Raw genomic sequence first — 24038 nt, forward strand, 5'->3', positions numbered from 1 at the left:
CAACGCGACCCCTTAAACGCATAAAGCACCGCCTTAGCGATGCTTTATAAAGTGGGGGGCCGTTTCGTTATGCCAACTCAACTCCCCCCAACATTTTGCCTTATGCCTCATTACGCCATGACAGGAGCGGCATAGGAAATAGGCGCCACTGCTTTCTCTTCTTCAAACGTAACGATTTCATACGAATCGGGCTGTGCCATCAGCTCCCGGCAAAGCTGGTTATTCAGCGCATGGCCGGATTTAACACCTCGGAACTCGCCAATCAGGCTGTAACCAAGCTGATAAAGGTCACCAATGGCGTCTAGCACTTTATGTTTGACGAATTCGTCTTCGTAGCGCAGGCCGCCTTCGTTCACAATACGGTAGTCATCCACCACAATGGCGTTTTCTAAGCTACCGCCCAGCGCCAGATTGTTCGAGCGAAGGTACTCTAAATCGCGCATAAAACCGAAGGTTCGTGCACGAGAGACTTCTTTCACGAACGATGTGGTTGAGAAATCGATCAGCGCCGTTTGCTTCTGCTGTTCAAAGACCGGGTGGTCGAAGTCGATAGCAAATGACACCTTGAAGCCTTGGTGAGGCAAAAAGGTAGCCTCTTTATCACCATCGGTAACGCTAACCCGACGCTTAATGCGGATAAATTTCTTCGCTGCCTCCTGCTCTAAAATGCCCGCTGATTGAATCAGAAACACAAAGGGGCTGGCACTGCCGTCCATAATTGGCACTTCGGGCGCACTGATATCGACGTAGGCGTTATCAATCCCCAAACCGGCAAAGGCTGACATCAAGTGCTCAACGGTCGCAACTTTGACGCCTTCATGGCAGAGCGCTGTGCATAGCATGGTGTCTTCCACCAATTCGGCACGGGCAGGTACGTGTACCACTGGGTCCAGATCGGTTCTGACAAACACAATGCCGGTGTTGGCCGGCGCCGGGCGCAAAGCCATGTGGACTTTTTTGCCAGAGTGCAGACCCACTCCAGTGGCGCGGATGACGTTTTGTAATGTGCGTTGTCTGATCATGGGTAGTGGTCAAGCTCTGATGACGGCGGCTCGTAGCCTAACGCTACACAGTCCGCAGGGGGAAAGAAAGTTATCAAACAGTGTTCACTTTAACAGCAAACGAGCGTTTTAACCAATAAAACTCTCGTTTGCTGCCTCAATGAGCCTGATAGCGCGGTTTAATCCGCCTGGCGGCGCAAAAATGCGGGGATATCGAGATAGTCATCAGCATCCGCTGAACGACGTTTTTCTGGACGCGGCTTTGGCGCTGCTTCCGGCGCTTCTGCGCGTGCAGCGGCCTGCTGACGCATGACCGTCGGCTGCTGCAGCTTGCGGTAGTCGGAAGAGGAGGTATCTGCCGCAGAGCGACGCGCAGGTTCGCGAGCTGCTGCTTTTGACTTGCTGCCATCTAGCCCTGCTGCCACTACCGTCACACGCAGCTCGTCGGACATTTCCATATCGATTGAAGTACCGACCACAATCGTCGCTTCTTGAGAGGCGAACTCTTGTACCGTCGCCCCCACATCGTTGAATTCACCAATGGAGAGATCCGGCCCAGCCGTGATATTGACCAGGATACCGCGAGCGCCATGTAGATCGATATCTTCCAGCAGCGGGCTGCGGATGGCTTTTTCTGCCGCCTCACGGGCACGGTTCTCACCCGTCGCGCCGCCTGTACCCATCATCGCCATGCCCATTTCAGACATCACGGTGCGTACATCAGCAAAGTCGACGTTGATGATACCTGGGCTGGTGATCAGCTCTGCGATGCCCTGTACCGCACCTAGAAGCACATCGTTAGCTGCGCTAAAAGCCGTCAATAGCGTGGCATTCTTGCCCAGCACCGATAGCAGCTTTTCATTGGGAATAGTGATCAAGGAATCAACGTGCTCAGAGAGCTCTTTCATGCCCTCTTCCGCAGCGCGCATACGCTTGGGCCCTTCAAACGGGAACGGACGCGTAACGACCGCAACAGTCAGAATACCCAACTCCTTAGCCACCTGAGCTACCACCGGGGCGCCGCCCGTGCCTGTACCACCACCCATACCGGCAGTAATAAAGACCATATCGGCGCCGTTTAACAGCTCAGCAATGCGCTCGCGATCTTCCAACGCGGCTTGACGACCCACCTCTGGGTTAGCGCCAGCACCAAGACCCTTGGTGATTTCGCCACCTAGCTGCAGCACCGTTTTTGCGGATACACGTTTAAGTGCCTGAGCATCCGTATTGGCGCAGATAAATTCAACGCCTTCGATATTGCTCTCGACCATGTGGTTGACAGCATTACCGCCGCCGCCGCCAACACCGACTACTTTGATGACCGCACTGCTCGAGGGTGCGTTATCTACCAATTCGAACATAAGCCCCGTCTCCTGAACCGCGCTTGCGGCCCTATCAGAAATTTCCTTTGAACCAGCCTTTGATTCTTGCCAGCGCCGAATGGCCATCCTTGATATCACGCCGGGCTAACTCATTACGTCCTTTATGGGCCGAAACGACTCCCCCGTGGCTTTCTAGGCCTTGCCCATGACGAGTTTCCTGCAGTGCATAATGCAGTAAACCAACGCCCGTCGCATAGATAGGATTGCGAACCACATCTGCCAAGCCTCTGACATTTTGCGGGCAGGCAATACGAACCGGCATATGGAAAATTTCTTCCGCCAGTTCGCTTACACCTTCCATGCGCGAGGTGCCGCCGGTGAGCACCACACCCGCAGCCACCATATCTTCATAGCCGCTGCGACGTAATTCGTCTCTTACTAACGTAAAGAGTTCCTCGTAACGAGGTTCGACCACTTCCGCTAGCGCCTGACGCGATAGATCTCTGGCTGGGCGATCACCCACGCTAGGCACTTTAATCATCTCATCGCTTGCAGCAAGCTGGGTTAATGCGCAAGCGTATTTCACCTTGATTTCTTCAGCGTGCTGGGTCGGCGTTCGCAGTGCCATCGCGATGTCATTGGTGACTTGGTCACCTGCAATGGGGATCACCGCTGTATGGCGAATGGCACCTTCTGTGAAAATCGCCATATCGGTGGTACCACCACCGATATCCACCATACATACCCCGAGCTCACGCTCATCCTCCGTCAGCACAGCCATACTAGAGGCCAACTGTTCCAAAATAATGGCATCCACATCTAAACCGCAGCGCCGTACACACTTTTCAATGTTTTGCACAGCATTCTGGGCCGCCGTTACTAAGTGCACTTGTGCTTCAAGTCTTACCCCTGACATCCCCAGCGGCTCCCGGATGCCGCCTTGGGTATCAATGGAAAACTCTTGAGGTAATACATGTAACACTCGCTGGCCTTCTGAAATCGCTCGTGCGCGAGCCGAGTCGATCACCCGTTCAATGTCTGAAGGTGTTACTTCACGCTCCTTAATCGCGACAACACCGTCGGAATTCATGGAGCTAATATGGCTACCCGCCACGCCCACATAAACCGAGTGGATGTCGCATCCTGCCATCAGCTCGGCTTCTTCCACCGCACGCTGAATAGACAGAACCGTTGACTCAATATTAATCACAACGCCGCGCTTCATACCGCGCGAGGGGTGGGAACCGATACCGGCAATCTCAATCCCCCCATCATCGGTGGGTTGACCGACTATCGCGACGACCTTGGACGTTCCGATGTCCAGCCCGACAACCATATTGGATGCGTTGGGTGAGCCTGCCATGAGTCGGTAAATCTCCTTGCCGTCATTTTAATAGGGTAGGTATTGCCAATCGGCATTAAAACGCCAACGCAATAACCAATTTGCGTTTAATAGCTTTAACTAGAATACTATCTAACCAAGCTAACCGCTGACAGGATAATAAAACTCATCCACATCACCGCTAGGGACATAGTATAGAAACAATAGTCGCAATACGACTAGCGCACAGCCACGATAATTGGACTGGATCGCAATTTAAACCCCATTCATGGGTTTTTCGGCGTTGGCAACCACTCACATTACCTACTTTTTGCACATTGCCACGAGCGGTTACTCATTGACCTCTTGCTGTTCACGCTCTTGAAAATCCGTTTCACCATGCCAAGCCACCGCAACACCATTAGGATAGCGTAAATCAATATAGCGGATATGCTCACTAAAGCTTGCAAGCTCGCGCTGCCAAGAAGCAGATAACCTTGCCAAACGCTCTCCATGCTGACGTCTACCTAACATGACCCAGGCCCCGTCTCCCAACTGTAAGCGCCAAGCACCGCGAGGCTCTAAGCGTAGCTGAGAAAGCGATAGCGACAAACTGGCAAAATGGGGAGTCAACCGCTGATAATACGCCAACACCTCTTCACTGTTGCCCGCTGGCCCTGAGAGGTCGGGCAACCCTTCAGGTGCACCTAACGGCGCAAATGCAAACGGCTCTCCTTCAGGATTAAGCAGGAAATCATCGTTCCAGCGCGCTACAGGCACCTGCTCCACTAGCTCAAACACCAAAGCGTTAGGCCACTCGCGGGAAATTCGCACTTCATTCAGCCAGCCAATACGTAGCGAACGCTGGCGTAGCTCGCCTAGATCTACCGATAGCCACGTTGCATCCTGCACAAGCGGCGCTAACTGCGTACGCAGGTAATCAGCACTAACGTACTCCCATTCGCCACGAATCGACACGCGCTCAATGGGACGATCAAGCCATAGCCACAGTGCACGGCCACCCGCACCTAGTAGCAGCGCCAGCAGCACAACGCCCAGCCATGCGTTGCGTTTTTTCATAACGCTCCTATTGCCCAGCTACTCATTACGGCATGCTCGGCTGAACGGCGGTCTGTAAAATACGCATGACCAACTGATCAAAGTCAATCCCGGCGTAGGCGGCTGCCTGCGGCACCAGGCTGTGGTCAGTCATGCCGGGCACGGTGTTAACCTCTATCAGCCAACACTTACCAGCTGCGTCACGCATTACATCAATACGCCCCCACCCTTCGCCACCTACCGCTAAAAAGGCCTTTTTACATAGTGCTGCCAGCGCTTGCTCATCTTGCTCAGACAAACCACAGGGCAGATGGTACTGCGTGGTGTTAGCAATGTACTTGGCTTCGTAGTCATAGAATCCACCCGGCACTTCAACGCGAATAGCGGGCAACACATCATCACCCAGGAGCGCGACCGTGTATTCATCCCCGACAATAAACCGCTCAGCCATTACCCGCGCATCAAATTTTGCGGCAGCCGTGTAGGCAGCTTTTAATTCATCCCGGCTTTTGACAATACTGATGCCCAAGGTGGAGCCTTCATGGACTGGCTTGACCACCATAGGCAGCCCAAGCTGGTTTACTACGGCCGTCCAATCAGCGTTTTCACTTAGCATGATGCATTCAGGGGTAGGCAAGCCAACGGCCTGCCACACTTGCTTAGTGCGCTGTTTATCCATGCCCAATGCAGATGCCAGTACGCCGCTGCCGGTATAGGGCACGCCGAGCAGCTCTAACGCGCCCTGAAACGTGCCGTCTTCTCCACCACGCCCATGTAGCGCCACAAACACGGCGCTAGGCGCCAGACGCTCAAGCCCTGCTAGACCACCCTCTTTAGGGTCGTAGCCGAGCGCATCCACACCTTGACGTTTTAAAGCGGCAAGAATAGCGGCGCCGCTTTTCAGGGAAACATCCCGCTCAGCCGATGTGCCGCCGTAAACCACTACGACGCGGTCTAGAGAACCAGTTTGCCCGCTGTTCATAGCGCCACCTCATCCATCTCAAGTTTTGCCTGAGCAAGGCGCAGCGAAATACCGCCAATGTCGCCGGCCCCTTGAGTAATCAAAATATCTCCAGGCCGTAGCACATTATTCAACAAGGCAGGCAGCTCCTGCTTGTGCTCGACAAACAGCGGATCGACTTCACCACGCTGTCGAATAGAGCCCGCCAGCGTTTTCCCTTCGGCTCCCGGCAGCACGGCCTCACCTGCGCTGTATACATCCAGTAGCACCAGGGTATCCACCTGAGAAAGCACACGCACAAAATCCTCAAAAAGATCCCGCGTACGGCTGTAACGGTGGGGTTGGTAAAGCATCACAAGGCGTCGATCAGGCCAACCTGCTCGCACTGCCTGGATTACCATATCGACTTCACGAGGATGGTGACCGTAGTCATCCACTAGCATAATATCGCCACCGCCGGAAGGTGCTGGAAAGTGTCCATGCACTTGAAAGCGTCGCCCTACCCCGGCGAACCCAGTTAGCCCACGCTGGATCGCATCATCACTTACGCCTGCGTCAGTGGCCACAACGATAGCCGCCATCGCATTGAGGGCGTTATGGCGGCCCGGCATAGCGAGCCGAATGGCCAGCGGTGCCGCATCACCAGGGCGCAGAGCGGTAAACGAGACTTCTCCCGCCTGTTGAGAAAAATCAACGATGCGGTAGTCGGCATCTTCATCAAAGCCGTAAGTGACAAACTGGCGTTTAACTTGGTCACACAGCCCACGCACATGAGGATCGTCAATACACAACACCGCAAGGCCATAAAACGGTAGATTGTGCAAAAATTCGATGAAAGTGCTTTTCAGGCGCTCAAAATCGCCGCCATAAGTCGCCATGTGGTCAGCATCGATATTGGTAACAATCGATACCATGGGCTGAAGGTGAAGGAACGAGGCATCGGATTCATCAGCTTCAGCGACTAAGTAATCACCTTCACCTAAACGAGCATTGGCGCCTGCACTCGTCAGTTTTCCGCCAATCACAAAAGTAGGGTCCAGGCCACCCTCGGCCAATAGTGTTGCTGTCAAGCTAGTGGTGGTTGTTTTACCGTGAGTCCCCGCGACGGCAATACCGTGACGGAAGCGCATCAGTTCTGCCAGCATTTCGGCACGGCGCACTACCGGCACGCGGTGCTCATGTGCCCAGCGTATTTCAGGGTTGGTTTCATCAATTGCGCTGGAGACAACAACCACATCGGCCCCCTGCACATGCTCTTCAGCATGACCAATGGCCACGCTTACTCCGCAATGGCGCAGCCGTTCAACCACGGCGGAGGCTTTCATGTCGCTACCGCTAACTTGGTAGCCCTGGTTGGCTAATACTTCGGCAATACCGCACATGCCTGCACCACCGATACCTACAAAATGCAGCCGCTTAATACGACGCATACCGGGGCCAGTTGGGCGAGCCCCCTGCGGCGACATGTTAGTCACTGAATCGGTCACGCAGTTTCTCCTTGCTTCACTAATCCCAAACAGCCTGCTGCAAGACGCTCGGTGGCATCTAAATAAGCGGCTTGGCGCGCTTTAGACGCCATTTCCGCCAGCCTGTCGGGATGAAGTAATTCGTCTAATAATTGAGTTAAGCGCTCAGGCGTGAGGGCTGATTGGATGACACACTGAGCCGCTCCCGCCTTCACCAGCACATCAGCATTGACTCGCTGATGGTCATCTACTGCAAATGGAAATGGCACTAACAGCGCAGGCTTTGCCGCTGCAGCCAACTCGGCAACCGTTAACGCACCAGCGCGGCAAACCACAAGATCCGCCCATGAGTAGGCGGCCGCCATATCATCGATAAAGGGGCTAACATCGGCCACAATGCCAAGTTCTGTATATGCCTGGGCGGTGGCTACGTCGCGCTCTTTACCGGCTTGATGGCGCACATCCGGGCGCCGCTCTGGTGGTAGCGCGGCAAGCGCTGGCGGCAGGCGCTCATTTAGTGCTACAGCACCGAGCGAGCCACCCACAACCAGCAGCCTAAGCGGCCTATTAGACATCTCAGCCACCTGCTTAGGGCTCTCGCCTAGCGCCGCAATCTCTTCACGCACGGGGTTACCAATAACTACTGCACGACTGCCAAACGCATCCTCAAAGGCGGCGTAAGTACGCGTCGCCAAGCGCGAAAGCACTTTATTAGTGAGGCCTGCGACGGCATTCTGTTCATGAATGACCAGCGGCACACCCGACAGCCGCGCCGCCAGCCCACCCGGGCCACTGGCAAAGCCCCCCAGGCCGACCACAACATCAGGTTTAAAGCGTTTAATGATGCGTCGCGCCTGCATCACCGCTCGGGAAAGATTGATGGGCGCTTTGCACCAGCCTGCCAGCCCTTTGCCCCTCAGCCCTTCAATGGCAATCGTGTGTAGCATAATACCAGCATTAGGCACTAGCCGATTTTCGATACCACGCGGGCTTCCCAGCCATTCAACGTCGACACCCTTGGCCTGTAAAGCATGCGCCAAAGAGAGCGCAGGAATAACGTGCCCACCGGTTCCCCCGGCCATAATCAATATCCGTCGACGCGAGTTCGTCGCCACAAACGACTCCTTGAATAATTACGATAAACGCGGTTCTCGGCGTGCTCGGTAGGGGGTGGGCGTACGCCGGGGGCGGTGCCGAGTCTCAGCATCCACACGCAGCAGTAGCCCAATCATCATGCCCGTCACCAACAGACTTGAGCCGCCATAGCTGATTAGCGGCAGAGTAAGCCCTTTTGTGGGCAGCAACCCAGAGCTTACGGCCATGTTAATGAACGCCTGAGCCGCCACAATAAACCCAATGCCGTAGCTAACGTAGGCGCCAAACAGATGCCCTGCCAGCTCCGCGCGGCGGCCGACCCACATGGCGCGTACAATAAATAGAGTAAACAGTAGCACCACTAAAATGGCACCAATCATCCCTAGCTCTTCGGCCACTACAGCAAAAATAAAGTCGGTGTGGGCTTCCGGCAGGTAGTGAAGCTTTTGAACGCTATTGCCAAGACCGGTACCTGTTACATGCCCACGACCAAACGCAATCAACGCCTGGGTTAACTGATAGCCGGTGGCAAATTGATCGGCCCAGGGGTCAAGAAAGCTTGTCCAGCGGGCCAAGCGGTAGGGCTCCATTACTACCATCATCACCGCCCCAACCCCCAGCACGCTTCCACTGCCGAGCAGTAAGGTCAGCGAGGCGCCACTCATCATTAACATGCCAATAACACACACGGCGTAAACCACCATGCCACCGAAATCTGGAGCTAAGAACAGCAGGCTCGCGGGTACGGCAAGCACGGCCAATGGCCGCCACATGGTAAACGCCCGCTGCCGCAGCTCGTAGGTAAAGCGCGACATAAATGCCGCCATGTAAAAAATAAGGCCCACTTTCGCCAGTTCCGACACCTGCAAACTCGGCAGCGGCCCAGGCAGTGAAATCCAACGCTTACTGCCGTTCACCTCTTGGCCAATAACTAGCACCACCACCAGCATAAAAATGCTGACGAGTAGAATAAGCGCTGCGTTCTGCCGCCACAGCTCCAAAGGCACGCATAACATAAAGAGGCAGGCAACAATGGCTAATAATAGAAAGATGCCGTGCTGACGGGAGTAGTGGTAGCTGTTTTCCAGCAGCCCCACCGACGCAGAGCTGACCATAATCCAGCCAAGCCCCGCCAACGCCACCACCGCAACAATCAGCCAGATATCACAAGGCAGGTGCTGGGTCGTTAAGGCAGCGCGCAGCCGCTGTACTCTACTGAGAGATTCATCGCTCATGGCGTCAACTCGCTGCGTTTGTGCTCAACCCAGTGACGAAAAGCGTCACCTCGTGCCTGATAGTTGGCGAATTGATCCAAACTCGCACAGGCGGGTGACAGCAGCACGCAATCACCGGGCTTGGCCATGGCGAAAGCAACCTCCATGGCTTGCGTTAAGTTTTCCACACGCTCAACCGGAATCGCCTCATTAAGCGCTTCGGCAAGGCGCGGCGCATCGGCCCCAAACACAATAGCAGTGCGAGCGCTATTCGCTAGCGGTGCAGCCAACGGAGAAAAATCCGCCCCCTTGCCAACGCCGCCTGCCAAAAGAAGCAGCTTTCCTTGCAGGGTGGTGCCAATCCCGTTGATGGCAGCCAGCGTCGCGCCCACATTGGTTCCTTTGGAATCATTGACCCAGCGAACGCCGTTTAGCTCGGCAATGGTTTCACTGCGGTGCGGCAAACCTACAAACGCTTTTAGGGCACCGCACATACTGGCTTTATCAAAGCCTAATGCGCGCCCCATCGCCAGCGCCGCTAACGCATTGGCGTAATTATGCTGCCCAGTTATACGCAGTTCATCGGCCAACAGCCATGGCGTTTTGCCCTGCATTAGCCACCAATGGCCCTGTTGCTCGACCAGTCCCCACGCAGCATCACGGGGAGTATGCACCCCAAAGTGCTCGATATGCTCTAGCGGCTGATCCGGCCATGTTTGCGGATCGTCAGCATTCACCACGGCGTGCTCTGCGCCGATAAAAATACGCTGCTTGGCCTGTCGGTAGCCCTCTAGATCGCCGTGGCGATCTAGATGGTCATCGCAGAGATTTAAGAAGGCCGCCGAGGCCGCGCCTAAAGAGGGCGTGGTTTCCAACTGAAAGCTGGATAGCTCTAGGATGTATAGGTCGGCGTCTGGCTGTTGCGCCAGAAGATCAAGCGCGGGTGTACCTAGATTGCCGCCCACAGCGGCATTAATGCCAGATGCGGCAGCCATCTCGCCAAGTAGCGTCGTCACTGTGGACTTAGCATTGGAGCCCGTAATGGCCGCAATGGGTGCTTTCACGGCACGTTTGAACAGCGCGATTTCGCCTACCAGCATGGGCTCGCCAGTGGCAGGGTTATGGCGCTCAAGCAGCCCCTCCAAACCAGCCGTGCGAGGATCTACACCTGGGCTAATCACGACCTCGTAGGCCTGACAAAAATCTACAGCAGCCAGAGAGCCACAATGCACCTGAACATCCGGGTACGTTTGGCGAAAAGCCTCCACCCCTGGCGGCGCTTCACGGGTGTCAGCCACCATAAACGGCCTACCCAGCTGGGCAAGATGGCGGCAAATCGCCTGACCAGAGAGCCCTAGCCCAACGACTACCGTAAATCCGTTCGGTACCTGCACCATGTGGCTCCTTCTGCCATACGCCAAAGGCGGCCTGTGCGCCGCCTACTATCTTCTTTGATTAACGAACTTTGAGCGTGGCCAAGCCTAGCAGCACAAGTACCACGGTAATTATCCAGAAGCGCACGATAACCCGCGGCTCTGGCCACCCTTTCAGCTCGTAGTGGTGATGTAGCGGTGCCATGCGGAAGATGCGGCGTCCAGTTAGTTTGTAGGAGCCTACCTGGAGGATCACCGAGACGGTTTCCAGTACAAAAATACCGCCCATGATAAAGAGCACGATCTCTTGACGGACAATGACCGCGACCACCCCTAACGCAGCCCCAAGGGCAAGGGCACCTACGTCGCCCATAAATACCTGGGCGGGATAGGTGTTAAACCATAAAAAGCCAAGACCTGCACCCGCGATGGTGGCACAAAATACTGCCAACTCGCCGGTGCCGTGGATAAAAGGGATATGTAGGTAGTTGGCAAACACCGCATTACCGCTGGCATAAGCAAATACAGAGAGCCCCATCGCCACCAGCACAGTGGGCATAATCGCCAAGCCATCCAAACCGTCGGTAAGGTTGACGGCGTTGGAGCTACCGACGATGACGAAGTAGCTCAATACGATGTAGAACAAGCCCAACGACAGCGCAACGTCCTTGAACAGCGGAATGAGCAGACTGGTTTCGGCGGGCGTGGTGGCCGTGGCGTACAGAATGATGGCGGCTCCCAGGCCGACCACCGACTGCCAGAAATATTTCCAACGTGCAGGCAGGCCTCGTGGGTTCTTTTCAACCACTTTACGATAATCGTCGACCCACCCGATGGCGCCAAAGCCCAGCGTCACCAGCAGCACGATCCAGACGTAATAGTTGGTCAGGTCACCCCACAGCAAGGTGCTGATCGCAATCGCCAGCAGGATCATGGCGCCGCCCATGGTCGGCGTACCTGCTTTGGAAAGATGCGACTGTGGGCCGTCGTCGCGAACGGCCTGGCCAATCTGCCCTTCGACCAGGCGACGTATCACCCAGGGCCCCAGCCAAAGGCACAGCATCAGCGCGGTGAGCGCGGCGAGAATGACGCGCAGCGTCAAATAATTGAACACCTGAAACGCAGTTTGGAATTGAGCTAAAAAATTCGCCAAGTGAAGTAACATGAACGGCGCTTACCTTGTTTCATCCGCACGCAGCGCAGCAATGACCGTTTCCATGCCTGCACTACGTGACCCTTTCACCAGCAGAGTGGTGTTAGGCGGAAGAGTATTAATAACATGACGCACAAGCGTCTCGTGATCGTCAAAGTGTTGCCCGCGACCAAAGGCACTTGAAGCCGCGCGCGCCGCCTCGCCAAACGTTAATAACGTATCGATGCCTAACGACGCGGCGTAGCGGCCAATCTCTGCATGTAAAGCTTGGGACTCGCTACCCAACTCACCTATTGCCCCGAGTGCACACCAGCGTGGCGCTGGGAAGCTCGCGAGCGCGTCCAAGGCAGCTTTAACCGCCCCTGGATTTGCATTGTAAGTGTCATCCAACAACGTTGCATTGCGTAACCCTGGCACCACGCTTAGCCGCCCCGAAAGCGAGGTTAAACAGCTTAATCCTGTCACGACGTGCTCTGGCGTTACTCCTAGCGCTAGCGCTGCTGCCGATGCGGCCAGGGCATTACTGACATTATGTTTGCCGATAAGCGGCAACTGCACTTCACCCATGATTTGGCCGTGCGCAACAAGCGTGAAAGCATACCGCCCCTGGGGGTCGCAGGAAAGTGCCCTCGCGTGAACGTCCGCATCATCATGTAAGCCATAGCTTACAATTTGCCGAGGGGCAGCACAGGCGGCCCAAAAAGCGTAGTAGCGGTCATCCCTATTAATGACGGCAGTACCATGACCGCTAAGACCCGAGAAAATTTCACTCTTCGCCTGAGCAATTTGGCCCATGCCGCCAAACTCGCCCACATGAGCGCCAGTCACGTTAGTGATAATAGCGACCTGCGGTGCAGTGAGCTGGCTAGTCCAAGCGATCTCGCCTAAATGATTAGCGCCTAGCTCAATAACGCCCGCTTGATGTTCGCTCGATAAGCGCAGCAGGGTTAACGGCGCACCAATATCGTTATTCAAGTTGCCTGCTGTCGCCAGCACGCAACCTAGCGGTGCTAACAGCGCAGCAGTCATTTCTTTTACCGTGGTTTTACCGCTATTACCCGTCACCGCCACCAGCGGCAGGATAAAGCGCTGACGCCAAGCCCGCGCGACCAGCCCAAGTCCTAACCGCGTATCGGCGCACACCAACTGAGGTAGAGCGCTATCCACCTCACGCTCTACCAGGGCTGCTGCGGCCCCTTGCTCTTTGGCATGCTCTACAAACTCATGGCCATCAAAGCGCGGCCCTTTTAGCGCGATAAATAGACAGCCCGGCACAATTTTACGCGTGTCGGTCACTACCGCTGAAATGGGCAAGTTGGCGCTCTCAGCCGAGATATCGCAGCCAAGGGCGGCGGCTACTTCTACCAACGCCCACATTAGGGGGTTCCCCGTGTGGCAAGGGCGTGGAGCACCTGCTCGACATCTTGATAAGGGTGGCGAACTCCGTCTATCTCTTGATAGGTTTCATGACCTTTTCCTGCAACGAGAATCACATCGTCAGGAGCGGCTTGATGAACCGCGTAAAGAATGGCTTGTCGGCGGTCACCTCTATCATCTACTGGCACACTACCAGCAAAGCCTGCGTGGATTTGCTGACGAATCTGCTCGGCAGACTCACTGCGTGGGTTGTCATCGGTGACGACCACGTGATCAGCCAGTTGCTCTGCTACTTTCGCCATTTCAGCGCGCTTCCCTGTATCCCGCTCACCGCCGCAGCCAAACAGGCACCATAGCTTGCCTTGACTGCCCAAATGGGCACGCAAAGCACCCAACGCACTCTGCAGTGCATCTGGCGTGTGGGCATAATCTACCACCACGCTAGGGGCGTTATCACCACCGTAGCAGGCCATGCGCCCCGGCACAGGAGAAAGCACTGCTGCTGCTTCAAAGATCGCATCCAGCGGCTCACCTAATCCGTAAAGTACGGCCATGGCAAGTAGTACATTATCCAGGTTGAAACGCCCCACGAGCCCTAGCCGCAGGACTTTTTCGCCTTCTGGGGTGGCTATCAGCGCCTGCTGCCCAAGGGCATGGGGCTGCCAATCTAAAACGCGCAGCGTCACTGCCTCATCGGTACCTGTCGCTAGTACGCGTACATCGCTATCGCAGCCCGCCAGCATCAACTTAGCGAGAGGATCATCACCATTGACCACCGCAAGAGATAGCTCGGTGCGTCTAAACAGCTTGGCTTTAGCGGCCGCGTAAGCCGCCATACTGCCGTGATAATCCAAATGATCTCGCGTCAGATTGGTGAAGACCGCGACGTTGACATCGACTGCGTCCAAACGCTGCTGATCTAACGCATGAGAAGAGGCTTCAAGCGCAACGCGCTTAACGCCCTGACGCGCTAGCTCACCTAGTGTTGCTTGCAGTGCCAACGGGCCTGGCGTGGTTAGACCGCTCTCAAGCAGCTTACCTGGCCGACCCACGCCCAGCGTCCCAATCACACCCGCTTGGGTGCCTAACTGCTCACTTAGCTCGGCCACATAGTGAGTCACCGAACTTTTGCCGTTCGTTCCCGTAACAGCAATGACCTCCAGACCACGAGGAACATCAAATAGCGCTCGACCTAATTCGCCTAGGCGTAGCGAAAGATGGGGGAGAAATAACACCCGTTCCTCTAGCCCTATGTCGCTATCCTTGGTGTGAGCCAGCACCAGCGAGGCACCCTTGGCCAGCGCTTGTTCGATATATTCGCGTCCATCGCGCTGACTACCAGGCACGGCCACGAACACGTCTCCAGCGGCCAGGGCGCGAGAATCCGTTCTTAAACTGAGCTGCTGAGGCAGGTCAGGCAATGCTGGCAGCTTGGCGCTGGGCCAGACGTGGTGCAACGCTTTCCATAACTGGTCTGGGCATATGGTCATGCCATCTCCTTAAACACTATTCGACCTCGTAGTCAGGCGGCACATCCAGTAGCCGCAACGCATTACCGGTGACACTAGAGAACACCGGCGCTGCCACCGCTCCACCATAAAATTCGCCTGCTTTGGGATGGTCAATCATCACCACCGTCACGATACGCGGGTCCGAAATGGGCGCAATCCCCGCAAAGACACTGCGGTACGCATCGGTGGCGTAGCCTTGCTGGCCCGTTTTACGCACGGTGCCGGTTTTTCCGCCAACGCGATACCCTTCTACACGGGCACGTCGCCCACCTGTATAGGCGCCAACCGAGGTTTCTAAGATTTCTAGTAAGTCGTTGGCAACACTCGGCTCAATGGCCGGGATACCTTGGGGCGGCTCTGACAACCTTAACAGCGAAGGGGGTAAGCGTTCACCATTATTAGCCAACGCAGTATAAGCACTGGCTAGCTGAACGGCCGTTACCGATAAACCATAACCATAAGAGAGAGCTGCTCGCTCACTTCTAGACCACTGAATCCGAGCCGGCAGATTGCCCGTAGACTCCCCTGGGAAGCCTGTTCCGGGGCTTTGCCCCAGACCGAGCTGGTTATACTTCTCCCAAATAGCCGTATCGCTTAGCTGCAGAGCCAAGCGAGACATGCCAATGTTAGAAGATTTTTCAAGAATACCCGCGAGATCCAGTTCACCGTAGTTACGGAAGTCTCGGATCGTAAATTGATCAAGCCTCATCCATCCAGGCGATGTATCTACCACAGCATCACGGCCAACAATACCGCTTTCAAGCACCGCTGCCATGGCTAACGGCTTCATGACCGAACCAGGCTCGAATACATCCACTAGCGCTTGATTACGCAAACCACGAGGATCTAAGCCCGCTCGGTTATTGGGGTTGTAAGACGGCAGATTGGCCATTGCCAGGACTTCACCTGTACGGGCATCCATCATGACCAAAACACCACCATCTGCTTGATGTTCAGCCACTGCAGCGCGCAATTCGCGATATGCCATGTACTGGATACGCTGATCAATCGCCAGGGTCAGCTCTCCGCCTGGCTGCGCTTCACGAATCACGCCCAGCTCTCGCACCAGCCGACCACGCCGGTCTTTGATGACACGACGCTGCCCCGGGTGACCCGCTAGGTAGGGCTGATAAGCGAGCTCTAAGCCCTCCTGACCGACGTCGTCTACGTTGGTGACGCCGAGTATTTGGGCCGCCACCTCTCCAGCCGGGTAGTAGCGCTTGTATTCACGCTGTGGATAGACACCCGGCGTGCGCAGATCGAGGATGCGCTGCGCAGCGTCTGGGGTCATCTGTCGGCGCAAATACATGAATTCGCGGTTACTGTAGCGCGCCACCCGGGACTCGAAGTCATCCAGTGACATCCCCAGCGCCTGCGCCAGCATGACACGCTGGATGGCGTCTGTAGGCAACTCTTGAGGGTTCGCCCAAAGCGTCACGACCGGCGTGGATATTGCCAGTGGCTCGCCGTTACGGTCAGTGATCATTCCGCGGTGAGCAGGAATAGCTTCATGGCGCAGCGTGCGGGCATCACCCTGGCTCTGCAAAAATGGGCGATCAATCACCTGTAGCAGTGTAATTCGCCCAATCAAAATGGCAGAGGCGAGACCAACTGCTAACAAAATAAAGAAAAAGCGCCCACCAGCAAGCGGCGGCGCAATAGGATATTGGCGGGACTTCCCTCCCCGACCTTCACGCTTCATGGCCGAATCACCTCGACATCATTTACGTCAGGAATACGCATCTCTAGCCGTTCCGTGGCAATTTGTTCAATGCGGGCTGGCGTTGCCCAAGCCGCTTCTTCCAACAGCAGTTGGCCCCACTCGGTCTGGAGCTGGTTTTCTTCCTGCTCTAACCGCTGAAGCTCAGCAAACTGTACCCGCGTCATGTGGGTGGTGGTCACTACTGCTAAGCCAGTCAATAAACAGGCAAAAAACAGCACAATCATGGTGATGGGCCACAGGCGAAGGCGCAGTTTAAACGGCCACTCCGCCCTCAGCGTGGAAGCCCAATGCTCTAGCCGCTCAATGCTCATTGTTAGCCTCGCTTACGGGCCGCCCGCATAACGGCACTACGCGCGCGGGGGTTAGCATCCACTTCCTCGTCGCTCGGGCGACTGCCTTTGCCCAATGCTTCAAGGCGACGATTCAACTGATCATCACGAATGGGCACACCCCGTGGCAAGTGGGTGTCACCGCGCACATGATGGCGGATAAACCGCTTCACACGGCGATCTTCCAAGGAGTGAAAGCTGATGACCACTAGATGACCGCCCGGCGCTAGCGCTTCAAGCGCTGCTTCTAAGGCGGCATCTAGTTGATCAAGTTCCCCATTGAGATAAATACGCAGGCCTTGGAAGGCTTTCGTGGCGGGGTGACGGCCTTTTTCCCAGGCGGGGTGGGCAGTTTTCAACACCTCGGCCAAATCGACCGTATGGGTAAAGGGCTTTTCGACGCGACGTTTCACCACGGCATTGGCTAGCCGTTTGGCATAACGCTCTTCACCATAGGTTTTAAAGACGCTGGCGATATCTGCTTCGCTGGCACGCGCCAAAAACTCAGCGGCGCTTTCACCCTGGGTGGGATCCATGCGCATATCTAGCGGGCCGTTGCGCATAAAGCTAAAACCGCGCTCAGGATCATCAAGCTGCGGGGATGAGACGCCCACATCCAGCAAAACACCAGAGAGTTTGCCGTAGAGCCCCTGCTCTTTGGCAAATTCAGCCAAGTGAGCAAATTCACGCTGAGTAATGTGGAAACGGGAGTCTTCTATCTCAGCAGCGGCGGCAATGGCCTGAGGGTCGCGATCCATGGCCAACAAGCGACCCTGCTCGCTTAAGCGCGAAAGAATTAACCGGGAGTGACCGCCACGGCCAAAGGTACCATCTAGGTAGATACCTTCAGAATCATGGACCAGTGCATCTACCGCTCCTTCCAATAAAACGCTGGTATGACGAAAACGGGTGACCTGATCAGCGTCAGCAGAAGGCATGTTACTCTCACACATAATTTGGGAAGGCGTGCTTGGCACGCCTTTCATGGAAATGGGGAGTCGGCCGATAAGCCGGGTTCTGTCGTGGACAGTCATTCCTCTAGGCGCTGCGTCACCGCAGCGCTCAAGCAACCTACCCGGACCCAGCGCGGGCCACGCCGTTGGGTCCCTATTTGGTCTTGCTCCGAGTGGGGTTTACCATGCCACGCACTGTTGCCAGGCGCGCGGTGCGCTCTTACCGCACCCTTTCACCCTTACCGGCCCCGAAAGGCTTAGGCGGTCTACTCTCTGCTGCACTTTCCGTCGGCTTACGCCGCCCAGGCGTTACCTGGCACTCTGCCCTATGGAGCCCGGACTTTCCTCCCCTAGCGGCCCTTGCGAGCACACAAGCGGCGACTGTCTGGCCAACTCCGGCGGCAAGCATACCAGCGCCCTGCGCTCGCCTCAATGCTGACCTTTCATTGCCTGCAACCGGGCGTACCACTCCTGCTTACGGCCACCCAGCATTCTGGCCGCAATCGAAGCCCCCTGTTTGACACCCACCCCCTCTGCCAGCAGGGCAGCTAACAGCTCATTGGCCTCTATCGACTGCTCATCTCCCTGCACCGCCGGAGGGGCACCAGAAATAATTATTACAAACTCACCCCGGCTCTGGTTAGGATCTTCAGCGAGCTGATCACGAAGCGCTGCCGGTGATCCCTGAAGAAATGTTTCAAAGGTTTTGGTCAACTCTCGTGCCAGCACCACCGTGCGCTCAGGCATTTGCTCACATAGCGCCTCAAGCGTATGCACAATGCGGTGGGGCGACTCGTAAAATACCAACGTTTCTTCACGGCTCTGCCACTTCTCCAACGCTTGGCGGCGAGCGCTGGGCTTGGCAGGCAGAAAGCCCCCAAACGTAAAGCGGTCGGTGGGCAGCCCCGCTCCAGAAAGCGCGGTGACCAGCGCGCACGGCCCAGGCAGCGGAACAATGTGGCGCCCTCTGGCGCGTAGTTCCCGCACCAGCACGAAACCGGGATCGCAAATCAGCGGCGTACCGGCATCACTGATCAGTGCAATACTTTCACCAGCTGATAAATAACCATCGAGCGTATCGACCCGCTGGGCTTCATTGTGCTCATGCAGCGATATCATCGGCGTATTCACCCCTAAGTGGGCAAGCAGCCGCGCGCTATGTCGCGTATCTTCCGCCGCAATACGCGATACATCGGCTAATACCCGAGCAGCACGCGGCGTTAAGTCGTCCAAATTCCCAATTGGCGTGGCAACCACGTACAATGTACCCGGATGTTGGTGTGTCATCGTGACTCCCGATTTGTTAATGGTTTGCCCTGACGGTGCGCTATGCTTATGGAAAACCACGCTAACCTGCTGATAGACCGCGACAGCGCAAATGGAAACTAAGGAAGGATACATGAAACAGTCACTTCGTGGCCTGTTGGCCACTGCCTTCATGGCACTTCTCATCACCGGGTGCGCCATGCAACCGCCGAGCGTGGTTGACCGAGTACCCGACCAGGATGCCGGCCGCTTGCTCAGTCAAGCCGAACAGCAAGCCCCAGAGCAGGCCGCTCGCACACGTCTGGAAGCCGCCAATATTTTGGCCCGCCAGGGCCAGCGTGAAAACGCCTTTGATACCGCCAGCAGCATTGATGAAACGCTGCTTAACGACGCCGATCGCGTGCGCTGGGCCATGCTATTTTCAGAGCTTGCTCGCGGGTTAAACGACCCACGCGCCGTGTTGCGCGCAACACAAGTCTTGGACGATGAGCTACCTATGCAGGCAAATCAGCAGCAAACCCTTGCTGAGCGCCAACAGTGGGCACAGCAAACGCTTGATCAGCAGCCGGGGCAAGTTCAAGTCACCTTACCTGAACTTGAGGGCACCGAAATTCGCCGTATTGTGGTTGCACTACCGGAATCTGGCCCGCTAAGCAGCGTTGCCAATACACTTGCCACCGCCATACGCCGCCATAACGAGATTAGTGCTGACGGCGTTCAGTTAAGTTTTATCGATGCTGCCCAGTACTCGCTCGACGAACTGTATAGCCGCGCTCAGCAAATGAATGCCCAGCTAATGATTGGCCCGCTCGATAAGGATCAGGTGTCTCAGCTTGAGCAGCGTGACAGCGTACCCCTGCCTACACTAGCGCTGAACTATGGCAGCGGTGCCAACAACCAAGCACAACGTCTACTGCAGTACGGCTTATCTGCAGAAGGTGAAGCCCGGCAGGCAGCGCGCCGTGCTTATCAGGATGGCCAGCGCCAAATGTCGGTGATGGTGCCGGATAATGACTGGGGCCGCCGAGTTGGTGAAGCCTTCTGGAACGAGTTTCAGCGCCTGGGTGGCGAGGTGACGAATGCAGTGCGCTACAATCCGAGCAGCCCAGTTTCCAACGCTGTGCAAACCGCGCTGAATGTTAGCGGCGAGCGCGCCCGCCTTGGCAACATTGACGCCCTCTTCCTACTAGCGCTTCCCGATTACGCACGCCAGGTGCCGCCCACGCTGGATTATTACTACGCTCCTGACCTGCCCATCTACGCCACCTCGCACCTACATGAAGGCCGGCTGCAAACGCGCTTGGATCAGGATCTGAACGATGTGATGTTCATGGACATTCCCTGGCAAATTCCAGATGCTGCAGTAGGCGGAGAAGAGGTACTACCTTTTTACCCTACCTATCAGCAGTTGCGCGATGAGGCAGATGCCTCGATGTTCCGCTTGATGGCTATGGGTGTTGATGCTTATGAACTTGCTAAACGGATGTCGGACCTGTCCAGCCTAAACGGTTTAAACGGCAGCACTGGGACGTTATCGCTATCAAATGATGGCCGCATCCACCGCGAACTGCCCTGGGCCAAGTTTCAAAATGGCACACCGTCACCCATTTTAATTCCTGGCCTACTGGGTAATGAGCAATAATCCCCAAACTGCCCGTTATCGAGGTGCAGCCATTGAGCGGTTAGCCGCTCAATGGCTGCAGCAGCACGGCCTTCGCCTGGTCACCAACAATCACCATGTAAAAGGCGGAGAGCTTGATCTTGTGATGTATGACCAGGATATTTTGGTCTTTGTCGAGGTCAAACATCGCGCCACAACGCGCCATGGGCACCCCTTGGAAATGGTGAACGCGCAGAAGCGGCGTCGTTTAATTCGTGCGGCATCGCTCTATATTGCGCGACATAACCTCTCTTGCCCCTGCCGCTTTGATATCCTAGCCATTACAGGCACACCGCCCACTCTCGAGTTTCATTGGGAGCAAGCGGCTTTTGACGCTTATTAATACTCTTAACTAGGAAGCCCTGATGGACTTTCAATCCCGTATACTCAGCCATTTCAATGCCAGCATTGATACCAAAACCTATGCCAGCGAAGTACTGCCTCCTTTTATTGAAGTCGCCAGCCAAATGATGGTGCAGTGTCTGGTTAATGAAGGGAAAATTCTTGCGTGTGGTAACGGCGGCAGCGCCGGTGACAGTCAGCATTTTTCTTCTGAGTTACTGAACCGTTTTGAGCGTGAGCGCCCTAGCCTGCCTGCTTTAGCACTAACTACCGACACCTCGACCCTGACATCTATTGCTAATGACTATAGCTATAATGAGGTGTTCTCCAAGCAAATTCGCGCACTGGGCCAGCCAGGCGACGTACTGCTGGCTATTTCAACTAGCGGCAACTCCGCTAACGTTGTACAAGCGATCCAAGCGGCTCACGACCGCGACATGACCGTAGTAGCACTAACCGGGCGTGACGGCGGTAATATGGCCTCTTTACTGGGGCAAGACGACTGCGAGATCCGTGTTCCCGCCACCTCTACCGCACGCATCCAAGAAGTTCATTTACTCGTTATTCACTGCCTTTGTGATTTAATTGACGAACAGCTGTTTGGTGGCGCTGAGTAATAGCGCACGCCTTGCGAATAATTACTGATCAAGGAGTCATCCTCATGGCCCTGCACTTTTCATCCAAAACACTATTGGCTGCCACGCTCTGCGGCGTGATAGCACTAAGCGGTTGCGCCAACAATAGCGCCTCAAACCCCTCTAACTACGGCCAGCGTAGCAATGACGTAGAAGCTGTCGACGCCACGATTGAACGCGAAGTAGAGCGCGCGCTAGCTCGTGCCGATGCCCGCCTAGGCGATGCACGCATTCGCGCCCACAGCTATAACGGAACGCTGCTGCTAGTTGGACAGGTACCAAGCGAAGAGCTGAAAAACATGGCGGGTAACGTTGCATCGAACTTACGCGGCGTGGACAAAGTTCATAATGAGCTTACCGTCGCCGCCAACCTGCCCGCCACCCAGCGGCTAACAGATACGTGGCTGACCACCAATGTCATAAGCTACCTGGCAACGAATGACCGCATTGACTCTTCCAAACTGAAGGTCACCACGGAAAACGCCAGTGTCTATTTAATGGGCATGGTGACTCGGGAAGAGGCAGACCGCATTGTGAATGCAGCCTCCTCCGTAGGTGGCGTGCAACGCATTGTTAAGGTTTTTGACTACCTTGACTAACACCTAGATGCTAGAAAACAGCCTCGCCAAATAGTTGGCGAGGCTGTTTTGTATTTGGCTACCGAGACTGCTATCTGACTGATTACTTCACAACGCGCAGCGTCGGTTTTTTCTTGGGCTTGTCATCGCCAGACGCCTTATCAGACGACTGGCTGGACGCTTGCTCAGAGGCTGGCTCAGTGAGCGTCAGCTCAGGCTTTGCCGATTCTGTGTCAGTGCCTGCTTCTCCAGCTTCATCATCCTGCTCTTCAAACCCAGCAGCATCAAGCTCAGGCTCGTGACCGAACACCATACCCGCACCATTCTCACGGGCGTAGATAGCGATAAGCGCAGGCGTTGGGATCATCACCTGCATAGGCTGGCCACCAAATCGAGCATTAAAACCAATCGCCTGATTTTCCATAAACAGGTCACGCACCGCCGTCGGCGCTACATTGAGCACAATTTGCCCATTCTGAACAAATTGCCTTGGTACTTCCACCCCAGGCTGCGTGGCGTCAACCACGAGGTAGGGCGTTAATTCATTGTCTAACAGCCACTCATAGAGGGCTCGGGCGAGATAGGGACGGCTCGATTTCATAAGACTCCCTCCTCCTAACAAATATGGCCTCTTGCCCACAGAGCTAAGAGGCCGAATGAACTCAAGCGCGCATCTCTTTTTCACGCTCATTCAAAGATTCTTTAAACGCTTCGCGCTCAAATACCCGCGACATGTAACCTAACAGCGGCTTCACTTGCTTCTCGGGCAACTCAATATTCAGCTCAGGTAAACGCCACAGGATCGGTGCCAAACAGCAATCTACCAGCGTAAACTCTTCACTCATGAAGTAAGGCATATCTTCAAAGATGGGCGAAATGCCAATGAGACTTTCACGCAGCTCTTTACGTGCCTTATCGGCCTCTTTCTTACCACCGGTGCGAATCTGCTCTAACATCGGGCACCATTCGCGCTCAATGCGATGCATCCACAGACGGCTTTGAGCACGCGCTACAGGATAGACCGGCAGCAAGGGCGGATGAGGAAAACGCTCATCCAGATATTCCATCATTACCTTGGATTCATAAAGCACCAAGTCACGATCCAGCAGCGTCGGAACGCTGTTGTACGGATTGAGGTCTGCTAACTCTTCAGGCGGCTGCTCCTCAGCGACATCGACGATGTCGACCGCTACTCCTTTTTCAGCCAGAACAATGCGCACTCGATGACTGAAATGATCATCACTACCCGAGTAAAAGATCATTGACGACCGCTTGGCCACAACACCCATGAAAGCATCCTCGCATCAAAACAATTCTCGATAATAACATGCCAGCACCCTCTTATGGGAAGGTAGCCAACGATACATAATCACGCCGCAATCGGGTAGGGGCCGGGGTCACCCCCGGCGCCCTCCCACACCACCGGGCATACGGTTCCGTACCACGGCGGTTCATGAAGAACGACTAAGCCATCTTACCGTATCGAGTACCGAGATCAGACCCAGACGGTCGAACCACTTCCGTGGCAGGGCCTGATTCATGTGCGACGCTCCGGCGTTCCACCAAGGGCCTCGACCATTTCCCGCTGACTTCCAGGCACGTTGCTCGTCCAGACCCAGTGCCAGGAGTTTCCGGCGCCGGGTTTGTGGGCGCTTCCATTGCCGCCAGATCACGCAACGTAGTCGGCGTCGCATCCATT

At 55.5% G+C, this 24038-nt stretch carries 22 protein-coding genes and 1 other RNA gene; 4 read left to right on the forward strand and 19 right to left on the reverse strand.

Annotation, left to right across the window (positions count from 1 at the left end; genetic code table 11):
• Positions 1-110 precede the first annotated feature (110 nt).
• The 17 genes from lpxC to rsmI all read right to left on the reverse strand — a co-directional run bounded on the left by lpxC (position 111) and on the right by rsmI (position 19145).
• Entirely contained in the window at positions 111-1022 is a 912-nt protein-coding gene (gene lpxC / locus BMY49_RS04325; RefSeq protein WP_054641053.1) for a UDP-3-O-acyl-N-acetylglucosamine deacetylase, read from the reverse strand.
• A 158-nt stretch (positions 1023-1180) separates the two neighbouring features.
• A complete protein-coding gene (gene ftsZ / locus BMY49_RS04330) occupies positions 1181-2362 on the reverse strand; it encodes a cell division protein FtsZ (protein ID WP_044629193.1) in 1182 nt (393 codons plus the stop codon).
• A gap of 34 nt (positions 2363-2396) precedes the next feature.
• On the reverse strand, positions 2397-3686 hold the full coding sequence (ftsA, locus tag BMY49_RS04335; protein WP_044629192.1) for a cell division protein FtsA: 1290 nt from the start codon (positions 3684-3686) through the stop codon (positions 2397-2399).
• Between the two features lie 309 nt (positions 3687-3995).
• The gene (locus BMY49_RS04340) at positions 3996-4724 is read right to left on the reverse strand and encodes a cell division protein FtsQ/DivIB (protein ID WP_044629191.1); all 729 of its coding nucleotides are present in this window, start codon (positions 4722-4724) and stop codon (positions 3996-3998) included.
• A 25-nt stretch (positions 4725-4749) separates the two neighbouring features.
• Complete coding sequence (locus BMY49_RS04345; protein WP_044629190.1) at positions 4750-5685, reverse strand: D-alanine--D-alanine ligase; 936 nt, start codon at positions 5683-5685, stop codon at positions 4750-4752.
• Positions 5682-7130 carry a UDP-N-acetylmuramate--L-alanine ligase gene (gene murC / locus BMY49_RS04350; protein ID WP_089674985.1) on the reverse strand — a complete coding sequence of 483 codons (1449 nt, stop codon included), beginning with the start codon at positions 7128-7130 and terminating at the stop codon, positions 5682-5684. Before murC ends, BMY49_RS04345 begins: the two co-directional genes overlap by 4 nt.
• Before the next feature lie 17 nt (positions 7131-7147).
• Complete coding sequence (gene murG / locus BMY49_RS04355) at positions 7148-8245, reverse strand: undecaprenyldiphospho-muramoylpentapeptide beta-N-acetylglucosaminyltransferase (protein WP_089674974.1); 1098 nt, start codon at positions 8243-8245, stop codon at positions 7148-7150.
• Between the two features lie 18 nt (positions 8246-8263).
• Complete coding sequence (gene ftsW / locus BMY49_RS04360) at positions 8264-9460, reverse strand: putative lipid II flippase FtsW (protein ID WP_058577882.1); 1197 nt, start codon at positions 9458-9460, stop codon at positions 8264-8266.
• A complete protein-coding gene (gene murD / locus BMY49_RS04365) occupies positions 9457-10836 on the reverse strand; it encodes a UDP-N-acetylmuramoyl-L-alanine--D-glutamate ligase (RefSeq protein WP_089674976.1) in 1380 nt (459 codons plus the stop codon). Before murD ends, ftsW begins: the two co-directional genes overlap by 4 nt.
• 58 nt (positions 10837-10894) lie before the next feature.
• Positions 10895-11977: a phospho-N-acetylmuramoyl-pentapeptide-transferase gene (mraY, locus tag BMY49_RS04370; protein ID WP_044629186.1), complete on the reverse strand. Its 1083-nt coding sequence runs from the start codon at positions 11975-11977 to the stop codon at positions 10895-10897.
• A 9-nt stretch (positions 11978-11986) separates the two neighbouring features.
• The gene (locus BMY49_RS04375; RefSeq protein WP_089674977.1) at positions 11987-13342 is read right to left on the reverse strand and encodes a UDP-N-acetylmuramoyl-tripeptide--D-alanyl-D-alanine ligase; all 1356 of its coding nucleotides are present in this window, start codon (positions 13340-13342) and stop codon (positions 11987-11989) included.
• A complete protein-coding gene (locus tag BMY49_RS04380) occupies positions 13342-14832 on the reverse strand; it encodes a UDP-N-acetylmuramoyl-L-alanyl-D-glutamate--2,6-diaminopimelate ligase (RefSeq protein WP_089674979.1) in 1491 nt (496 codons plus the stop codon). Before BMY49_RS04380 ends, BMY49_RS04375 begins: the two co-directional genes overlap by 1 nt.
• A 16-nt stretch (positions 14833-14848) precedes the next feature.
• A complete protein-coding gene (locus tag BMY49_RS04385) occupies positions 14849-16555 on the reverse strand; it encodes a peptidoglycan D,D-transpeptidase FtsI family protein (protein WP_044629183.1) in 1707 nt (568 codons plus the stop codon).
• Positions 16552-16887: a cell division protein FtsL gene (gene ftsL, locus BMY49_RS04390; RefSeq protein ID WP_089674981.1), complete on the reverse strand. Its 336-nt coding sequence runs from the start codon at positions 16885-16887 to the stop codon at positions 16552-16554. Before ftsL ends, BMY49_RS04385 begins: the two co-directional genes overlap by 4 nt.
• A gap of 2 nt (positions 16888-16889) precedes the next feature.
• A complete protein-coding gene (gene rsmH, locus BMY49_RS04395) occupies positions 16890-17843 on the reverse strand; it encodes a 16S rRNA (cytosine(1402)-N(4))-methyltransferase RsmH (RefSeq protein WP_167359351.1) in 954 nt (317 codons plus the stop codon).
• A 52-nt stretch (positions 17844-17895) separates the two neighbouring features.
• Positions 17896-18255: RNase P RNA component class A (gene rnpB / locus BMY49_RS04400), an RNA gene on the reverse strand.
• A gap of 32 nt (positions 18256-18287) precedes the next feature.
• Complete coding sequence (gene rsmI / locus BMY49_RS04405; protein ID WP_062373401.1) at positions 18288-19145, reverse strand: 16S rRNA (cytidine(1402)-2'-O)-methyltransferase; 858 nt, start codon at positions 19143-19145, stop codon at positions 18288-18290.
• A gap of 112 nt (positions 19146-19257) precedes the next feature.
• Between rsmI and BMY49_RS04410 the strand changes: the two genes are divergently transcribed.
• Genes BMY49_RS04410 through BMY49_RS04425 form a run of 4 tightly spaced genes read left to right on the forward strand, consistent with a single transcriptional unit; the run spans position 19258 to position 22360 of the window.
• Complete coding sequence (locus BMY49_RS04410) at positions 19258-20766, forward strand: penicillin-binding protein activator (RefSeq protein WP_044629179.1); 1509 nt, start codon at positions 19258-19260, stop codon at positions 20764-20766.
• A complete protein-coding gene (locus tag BMY49_RS04415; RefSeq protein WP_044629178.1) occupies positions 20756-21127 on the forward strand; it encodes a YraN family protein in 372 nt (123 codons plus the stop codon). Before BMY49_RS04410 ends, BMY49_RS04415 begins: the two co-directional genes overlap by 11 nt.
• 22 nt (positions 21128-21149) lie before the next feature.
• Complete coding sequence (locus tag BMY49_RS04420; protein ID WP_054641051.1) at positions 21150-21743, forward strand: phosphoheptose isomerase; 594 nt, start codon at positions 21150-21152, stop codon at positions 21741-21743.
• Positions 21744-21787: 44 nt separating this feature from the next.
• On the forward strand, positions 21788-22360 hold the full coding sequence (locus BMY49_RS04425; RefSeq protein ID WP_044629176.1) for a BON domain-containing protein: 573 nt from the start codon (positions 21788-21790) through the stop codon (positions 22358-22360).
• An 82-nt stretch (positions 22361-22442) separates the two neighbouring features.
• Here the strand turns inward: BMY49_RS04425 and BMY49_RS04430 are convergent, their stop codons facing one another.
• Both BMY49_RS04430 and sspA read right to left on the reverse strand, forming a co-directional pair.
• On the reverse strand, positions 22443-22940 hold the full coding sequence (locus tag BMY49_RS04430) for a ClpXP protease specificity-enhancing factor (protein ID WP_044629175.1): 498 nt from the start codon (positions 22938-22940) through the stop codon (positions 22443-22445).
• Positions 22941-23001: 61 nt separating this feature from the next.
• Positions 23002-23628, reverse strand: a complete 627-nt coding sequence (gene sspA, locus BMY49_RS04435; protein WP_044629174.1) for a stringent starvation protein SspA — start codon at positions 23626-23628, stop codon at positions 23002-23004.
• Between the last annotated feature and the right edge of the window lie 410 nt (positions 23629-24038).

Source organism: Vreelandella aquamarina (assembly GCF_900110265.1).
GTDB classification, from domain to species: domain Bacteria; phylum Pseudomonadota; class Gammaproteobacteria; order Pseudomonadales; family Halomonadaceae; genus Vreelandella; species Vreelandella aquamarina.